General features: G+C 62.1%; 7 protein-coding genes. 5 read left to right on the plus strand and 2 right to left on the minus strand.

Annotated elements, in window-relative coordinates; translation table 11 throughout:
• Positions 1 to 188: 188 nt before the first annotated feature.
• A complete protein-coding gene (locus tag AC1DUU_RS19090) occupies positions 189 to 1,238 on the plus strand; it encodes an LLM class oxidoreductase (protein ID WP_476784975.1) in 1,050 nt (349 codons plus the stop codon).
• Between the two features lie 20 nt (positions 1,239 to 1,258).
• Positions 1,259 to 1,735 (plus strand): flavin reductase family protein, encoded by a 477-nt coding sequence (locus tag AC1DUU_RS19095; protein ID WP_476784976.1) that lies wholly within the window; start codon positions 1,259 to 1,261, stop codon positions 1,733 to 1,735.
• Between the two features lie 50 nt (positions 1,736 to 1,785).
• Here AC1DUU_RS19095 and AC1DUU_RS19100 read toward each other — a convergent pair whose 3' ends face one another.
• Together AC1DUU_RS19100 and AC1DUU_RS19105 are read right to left on the minus strand one after the other, a co-directional pair.
• Positions 1,786 to 2,547 carry an ABC transporter permease gene (locus AC1DUU_RS19100; RefSeq protein ID WP_476784977.1) on the minus strand — a complete coding sequence of 254 codons (762 nt, stop codon included), beginning with the start codon at positions 2,545 to 2,547 and terminating at the stop codon, positions 1,786 to 1,788.
• Complete coding sequence (locus AC1DUU_RS19105) at positions 2,544 to 3,470, minus strand: ABC transporter ATP-binding protein (protein WP_476784978.1); 927 nt, start codon at positions 3,468 to 3,470, stop codon at positions 2,544 to 2,546. The genes AC1DUU_RS19100 and AC1DUU_RS19105 overlap by 4 nt, the downstream gene beginning before the upstream one ends.
• A gap of 207 nt (positions 3,471 to 3,677) precedes the next feature.
• Here AC1DUU_RS19105 and AC1DUU_RS19110 point away from each other — a divergent pair, with 207 nt between their 5' ends.
• From AC1DUU_RS19110 to AC1DUU_RS19120, 3 genes are all read left to right on the plus strand, one after another.
• Entirely contained in the window at positions 3,678 to 4,610 is a 933-nt protein-coding gene (locus AC1DUU_RS19110) for an alpha/beta fold hydrolase (RefSeq protein WP_476784979.1), read from the plus strand.
• An 88-nt stretch (positions 4,611 to 4,698) separates the two neighbouring features.
• Entirely contained in the window at positions 4,699 to 5,874 is a 1,176-nt protein-coding gene (locus AC1DUU_RS19115) for a CaiB/BaiF CoA transferase family protein (RefSeq protein ID WP_476784980.1), read from the plus strand.
• Positions 5,871 to 6,927, plus strand: a 1,057-nt coding sequence (locus AC1DUU_RS19120; RefSeq protein WP_476784981.1) for a thiamine pyrophosphate-binding protein, incomplete at its 3' end; no start/stop codon positions are given. The genes AC1DUU_RS19115 and AC1DUU_RS19120, both read left to right, overlap by 4 nt.

Genomic DNA, 6,927 nt, shown 5'->3' on the forward strand with positions numbered 1-6,927 from the left:
GATACACGTTTCTGCGATGGCCATATCCAGAATTTAGTATGTCTATCTTCTTGAACGAGAAATCATCGTTTCCCTCACATGTCCCGGTTTCGTAGCGTGGGGCCAAGGTAGCGCTTCAAAAGAGCAGCTCACCCGGCCGGGCCTTCCGCCCAGTCCCAGACAGACCCATGACAAGGAAACTTCCGCCAATGAACATCGCCGTCCCCCGAACAGATCGTTCGACCGCCGTCTCCGGCGCATCCAGCGACGCATTTGCCGGTCACCCCGGCTATCGGCGCATGTTCGCTCCGGACCGGCTGACAGTCGGCATCTTTCTGCCCTTGCGCTTCTATGAGGGCGACATGGCCGTACTGGAAGGTCAGGCCGCATTGGTTGAAGAAATCGACCGCCGCGACTTCGCAAGCATCTGGGTCCGTGACGTGCCGCTTTTCGATCCGGGATTTGGCGATGCGGGCCAGCTTTTCGACCCTTTCACCTATCTTTCCTATCTGGCGGCGCGGACGCAAAAAGTCGCGCTGGCCACGGGAAGCGCCATCTTTTCGCTCCGCCATCCCATCGATCTCGCCAAGGCCGCGACCACCATCGACCAGCTTTCAGGCGGGCGTCTTGTGCTGGGAATAGCGTCCGGCGACCGGCCGGCCGAGTTTCCGGCCTATGGCTTGGACATGGACGATCGGGGCAGGCGATTTGCGGAAGCGGTCTCCTATTTCCGGCAACTCATCGCCCCCGGGCGCCCGTCCATCAATTCAACGCTCGGAACGATGACAGGCATCGATTTCCTGCCCAAGCCGCCTGTCGGTCGTATCCCCCTGATCATCACCGGGTCGAGCAGGCAGACACCGGCTTGGGTTGCCGAACACGCCGACGGCTGGCTGACGTACCCGCAGCCCACCCACATACCAGAAGGCCCAAAGCGGCTGGCGCAGAACATTCGTGCCTGGCGCGACCAGATTCCGGACGGTGGTTTTCGCCCGCATATGACCAACGAATGGCTCGACCTCTCCGACGATCCCGACTTTCCTCGCACCCCGCTCCGTGGCGGCTTCGTGTTGAAGACCGGCCGCAAGGGACTGATCGACCTTCTCGGAGAATGGCGCGAGGCCGGCGTCAACCACGCAGCACTTGGAATGCAGTTTTCCACGAGGCCGGCTGGCGAGATCATCCAGGAGCTTGCCGAAGAGGTATTGCCGCACTTCCCCTCGCTGGAGGGGCCCTCGCCGCTTGCCGCAAAATGGTAAGCACTGAGGCGCCTGGAATATTGTCGCCAGACACCCTCAAGTCGGCCTTCGCGCAGATACCGACATCCGTTGCAGTCATAACAACGGGCAGCGGATCGGAACGCTACGGCGCAACCGTTGGCACGCTGGGCGCTCTGTCCCTTGGCCCGCCGATGCTGATGTTTGCGATGAAACAGGCCTCTGGGCTGCTACAGCGGCTGGAGGCCGGAACCCCGATCGGCATCAACGTTCTCGCCGCCCACCAGCATGACATTGCGCGCCGCTTCGCAACGCCGGGGATAGACCGGTTCGGTGACACCAGTTGGTGCGAGGAATACGGGCTTCCTCGCATCGATGAGACACTGATGTGGATGGCGGCCAGCGTCCGCGACCAGCTGCCACTCGGGGATCACTCACTGGTCACGGCGATCGTCGAGCACACCGAGACGGAAGACCATGCACCGTTGCTGTATTGGCGGCGCAGCCTTTCGTCGATCTCGAACAGCGCTGGAGTGTAAGCGGATAGGCGTTCTGGCGGCTGCATCGACAAGTTGGCGTGCAGCCGCCACTACGCCTTGATGCGCCAGCCGGTCCTGAATATCCACCAGACCGCGACAAGGCAGGCCGCCAGGAACACCAAAGTCATGCCGAGGCTGATGCCGACATTGACGTCCGATATGCCAAAGAAGCTCCAACGGAAGCCGCTGACTAGGTAGACCACCGGGTTGAACAGCGACACGGTGCGCCAGAACGGCGGCAGCATGTCGATGGAATAGAAGCTGCCGCCCAGAAAGGTCAGTGGCGTCACAATCAGCATCGGCACCAGCTGCAGCTGCTCGAAATTGCCGGCCCAGATGCCGATGATGAAGCCGAACAGGCTGAAGGTGACGGCGGTCAGCACCAGAAACAGCAGCATCCATCCAGGRTGCTGGATCTCCAGCGGCACGAACAGGGCAGCGGTAGCGAGGATGATCAAGCCGAGGATGATCGACTTCGACGCCGCCGCCCCGACATAKGAGATAACGATCTCCAGATACGAAACCGGCGCCGACAACAGTTCGTAGATCGTGCCGACGAATTTCGGGAAATAGATGCCGAAGGACGCGTTGGAGATGCTCTGGGTGAGCAGCGACAGCATGATCAGCCCGGGCACGATGAAAGCGCCGTAGCTGATGCCGTTGATCTCTGTGATGCGCGAGCCGATGGCAGCCCCAAAGACGACGAAATAAAGCGATGTCGAGACGACGGGCGAAACGATGCTTTGCAGCAGCGTGCGCCAGGTGCGCGCCATTTCGAACAAATAGATTGCGCGGATCGCGTAAAAATTCATCGCCGTTCACTCACCAGATTGACGAAAATCTCTTCGAGCGAACTCTGCTTGGTCTGCAGGTCCCTGAAGCGGATTCCGGCGTCGTTGAGGTCCTTGAGCAGGGCGGTGATGCCCGTCCGCTCGCCTTGGGTGTCGTAGGTGTAGACGAGCTCATGCCCGTCCTCGGACAGGTCGAGCCCATGTCCCGCCAGCTCGGGCGGCAGGTGTTCCAGCGGGTTCTGCAACTGAAGCGTCAGCTGCTTGCCGCCCAGCTTGTGCATCAGCTCGGCCTTTTCCTCGACCAGGATGATCTCGCCATGGCTGATGACACCGACCCGGTCGGCCATCTGCTCGGCCTCTTCGATGTAGTGCGTGGTCAGGATGATGGTGACGCCGGTTTCGCGCAGCTGCCGCACAACCTCCCACATGTCGCGCCGGAGCTCGACGTCCACACCGGCCGTCGGCTCGTCGAGGAACAGGATCTGCGGCTCGTGCGACAACGCCTTGGCGATCATCACGCGGCGCTTCATGCCGCCCGACAGGGTGATGATCTTGTTGTCCTTTTTGTCCCACAGCGACAGGTCCTTGAGGATCTTTTCGATGTGGGCGGGGTTCGCCGGCTTGCCAAACAKGCCACGGCTGAAGCTGACCGTCGCCCAGACCGTCTCGAAGGCGTCGGTCGTGAGTTCCTGTGGCACAAGGCCGATGCGTGAGCGCGCCGCGCGGAAGTCGGTGACGATGTCGTGCCCGTCAGCCAGCACTTTGCCTTCGGATGGATTGACGATCCCGCAGATGATGCTGATCAGCGTCGTCTTTCCCGCCCCATTCGGGCCGAGCAAAGCGAATATCTCGCCACGGCGAATATCGAGGTTGATGTTCTTGAGCGCCGAAAAGCCCGACGCATAGGTCTTGGAAAGATTTGAAACGGAAATAATCGGTTGCATGACGACCGTGCGGGAAAATGAGGGAAATTCGAAGAAACGGCGTCGGAAACTGAAATTCCGGCGCAAGGGTTAGCGGAATATATGGACTGTCATTCTGCGAACAAGACCGGCCTTGCCATCTCCTGACATCTTGCGCTTATCGGATGAGCCTGACCGCTCTTGACGCATGCTCCGTCCTCACTCAACAGTCGCCTTTAAGGGGACACGATGCCATTTGATATCAGCAGCAAACTCGCGTCTCCGACCGGAGCAGTACTCAATCTTTACGTCAGGGCTGCCGACGCCCCTGCCGGCGCCGTGGTGCAGATCAATCACGGGCTTGCCGAGCATGCCGCGCGCTACGGCCGCTTCGCCGACTTTCTCGCCGCGCGTGGCTATCACGTCTATGCCCACGACCATCGTGGCCATGGTGAGACCACCGCGCCCGGCGCGCCGACCGGACGTTTCGCCCAAAAGGACGGCGTCGAGCACGTACTTGCTGATGTCGGGGCGGTTCACGACCGCATCGCCGAACAGCATCCCGGCCTGCCCGTCGTCATCTTCGGCCATTCGATGGGCGGGCTGATCGCACTCAACTTCACGCTCCGCCATTCCGAGCGAATTGCCGCCGCAGCCATCTGGAACGCTAATTTCTCGGCCGGCCTGCTTGGTCGGCTTGCCCAGGCGATCCTTGCCTTCGAGCGTTTCCGTCTGGGTTCCGACGTGCCCTCCCGCATCCTGCCAAAGCTGACCTTCGGCGACTGGGCGAAGAAAATAACCAATCCCCGCACCGAGTTCGATTGGCTCTCGCGCCATCCCGCGGAAGTCGACCTCTACGTCGCCGACCCGCTCTGCGGCTGGGACGCATCCGTGTCGATGTGGATCGACATTTTCGACCTCGTCTTCGCTGGCGCCGACGACCGCAACTTCGCTGGTGTGCGCAAGGACCTGCCGTTCAATCTGGTGGGCGGCGAGCGCGACCCCGCCACGTCAGGCGGCAAGGCTGTCGAAACGCTGGCAACCCGCATGCGCCGGATGGGTTTTTCGAATCTCATTTCAAAGGTTTACGCCGAGACCCGCCACGAAAGCCTCAACGAGATCAATCGCGAGCCGATCATGGCCGATTTCGCCGACTGGCTGGACCGCACAATTCCCCGCTGACAGCGGCAACTGGCCCATCGCAACGTGGTGGYGGGATATCGGGACTCCTGATAGAGCGTGGCCCACTTGAAATGAATTCTGGTGCCTCATGAGCAATCCGCCCCTTCACGGCGTCCGCGTCATCGAACTCGCCCGCATCCTTGCCGGCCCATGGGCGGGACAATTGCTGGCCGATCTCGGCGCCGACGTCATCAAGGTGGAGAACCCAGATGGCGGCGACGACACGCGCAAGTGGGGTCCGCCCTTCGTCACTTCCCATGACGGCGAAAACCTCTCGGCCGCCTATTACCACTCCTGCAATCGCGGCAAGCGCTCCATCGCGCTCGACTTCTCGACACCAAAAGGTGCGGAGATCGTGCGCAAGCTGGTCGCCGACGCCGACATTCTGATCGAGAATTTCAAGCTCGGCGGCCTCAAGAAATACGGCCTCGATTATGAGAGCCTGAAAAAGATCAATCCCAAGCTGGTCTATTGCTCGATCACCGGCTTCGGCCAGGACGGGCCTTATGCGGCCCGCGCCGGCTACGACTTCATCGTCCAGGGCATGTCGGGCCTGATGTCGATCACCGGGCCCGCAGGCGGCGAGCCGCAGAAGGTCGGCGTCGCCGTCACCGACATCTTCACCGGGCTTTACTCCGTCATCGCCATCCAGGCCGCCCTCCGCCACGCCGAGGCCACAGGCCAGGGCCAGCATGTCGACATGGCCTTGTTCGACGCCCAGATGTCGGTGCTCGCCAACCAGAACCTGAACTATCTGGTCTCGGGCAATTCGCCGGTGCAGATGGGCAATGCCCATCCCAACATCTCGCCCTACGAGGTTTTGCCGGTGCGCGACGGGCATTTCATCCTTGCCGTCGGCAATGACGGCCAGTTCCAGAAATTCTGCGCCATCGTCGGGCTCGAAGCCATCGCCACCGACCCGCTCTTCGCCACCAATTCGGCGCGCGTCGCCAATCGTGTCGCCCTGCGTGAGAAGATCGTGGCCGCACTCGCAGCCTTCGACCGCGAAACACTGCTTGCCAGGCTCGAAGCATCGGGCGTGCCGGCAAGCCCGATCAACACCATCGGCCAGGCTTTCTCCGACCCGCAGGCGATCGCCCGCGGCATGCGCATGGACCTCGACGACGGCCACGGCAACAAGCTGCCCTCGGTGCGCGCGCCGATGGTCATGTCCGAGACACCGCTAACCTATGACCGGCCGTCTCCCCGGCTGGGCGAACACACCGCAGAAATCCTTGCCGAACTGGAGAAGAATGCGAAATGAAGACCGGCGGAAAACTGATCGTCGATGCGCTTGAGGCCAATGGCGTCGACCGCATATATTGCGTGCCGGGCGAATCCTATCTCGCGGTGCTCGACGCGCTGCATGATTCAAAGATCCGCAGCATCGTTTGCCGCCAGGAGGGCGGTGCCGCGATGATGGCCGACTGCCATGGCCGCCTCACCGGCCAGCCTGGCATCTGCTTCGTCACCCGCGGTCCCGGCGCCACCAACGCCTCCGCCGGCGTTCACATCGCCATGCAGGATTCGATCCCGATGATCTTGTTCATCGGCCAGGTGGCGAGCCATGCCAAGGAGCGCGAGGCGTTCCAGGAAGTCGACTACAAGCGCTTCTTCGGCGATATCGCCAAATGGGTCGTCGAGATCGACGACGCAGCCCGCATTCCCGAACTGGTCACCCGCGCCTTCTCCGTCGCCATGTCTGGCCGTCCCGGCCCGGTGATCGTGTCGCTGCCCGAGGACATGCTGACCAGCGTCGTTGAGGCTCCGGTCGCGCTACCCGCGACCCCTGTCGAAACCCGCCCCGGCGACGAAGAGCTTTCCAAACTCGAAGCCCTGCTCAATGGCGCCAAGCGTCCCTTCGTCATCCTCGGCGGCACCCGCTGGAATGCCGAGGCCGTCGAGCGGATCAAGAAGATTTCGGAAGCCTGGGCTCTGCCCGTCGGCGTCTCCTTCCGCCGCCAGATGCTGTTCGACCACCTGCACGAAAACTACGCCGGCGACGTCGGCATCGGCGTCAACCCCAAGATCGCCAAGGCGATCAAGGACGCCGACCTCGTGCTGCTCGTCGGTGGCCGCTTCGGCGAAATGCCGTCGTCCGACTACACGCTGATCAAGAGCCCCTATCCCGACCAGACGCTTGTCCACGTCCATGCCGACGCTGACGAGCTCGGTCGCGTCTACCGCCCGACATTGGCCATCAACGCCTCGCCCGCCGCTTTCGTCGAGGCCTTCGCCAAGCGCAAGCCCGCCGCCAAACCGGCCTGGGTCGAGGCCACGAAGGCGCTGCACGCCGCCTATCTCGAATGGTCGACAC

It is taken from the genome of Aminobacter sp. P4_H6_2 (assembly GCF_056400805.1).

Excerpts from the sequence above, each read along its gene's own strand:
- AC1DUU_RS19110 (WP_476784979.1), top strand. The coding sequence starts at position 3,678 with ATGCCATTTGATATCAGCAGCAAACTCGCGTCTCCGACCGGAGCAGTA.
- AC1DUU_RS19115 (WP_476784980.1), top strand. The coding sequence starts at position 4,699 with ATGAGCAATCCGCCCCTTCACGGCGTCCGCGTCATCGAACTCGCCCGC.
- AC1DUU_RS19090 (WP_476784975.1), top strand. The coding sequence starts at position 189 with ATGAACATCGCCGTCCCCCGAACAGATCGTTCGACCGCCGTCTCCGGC.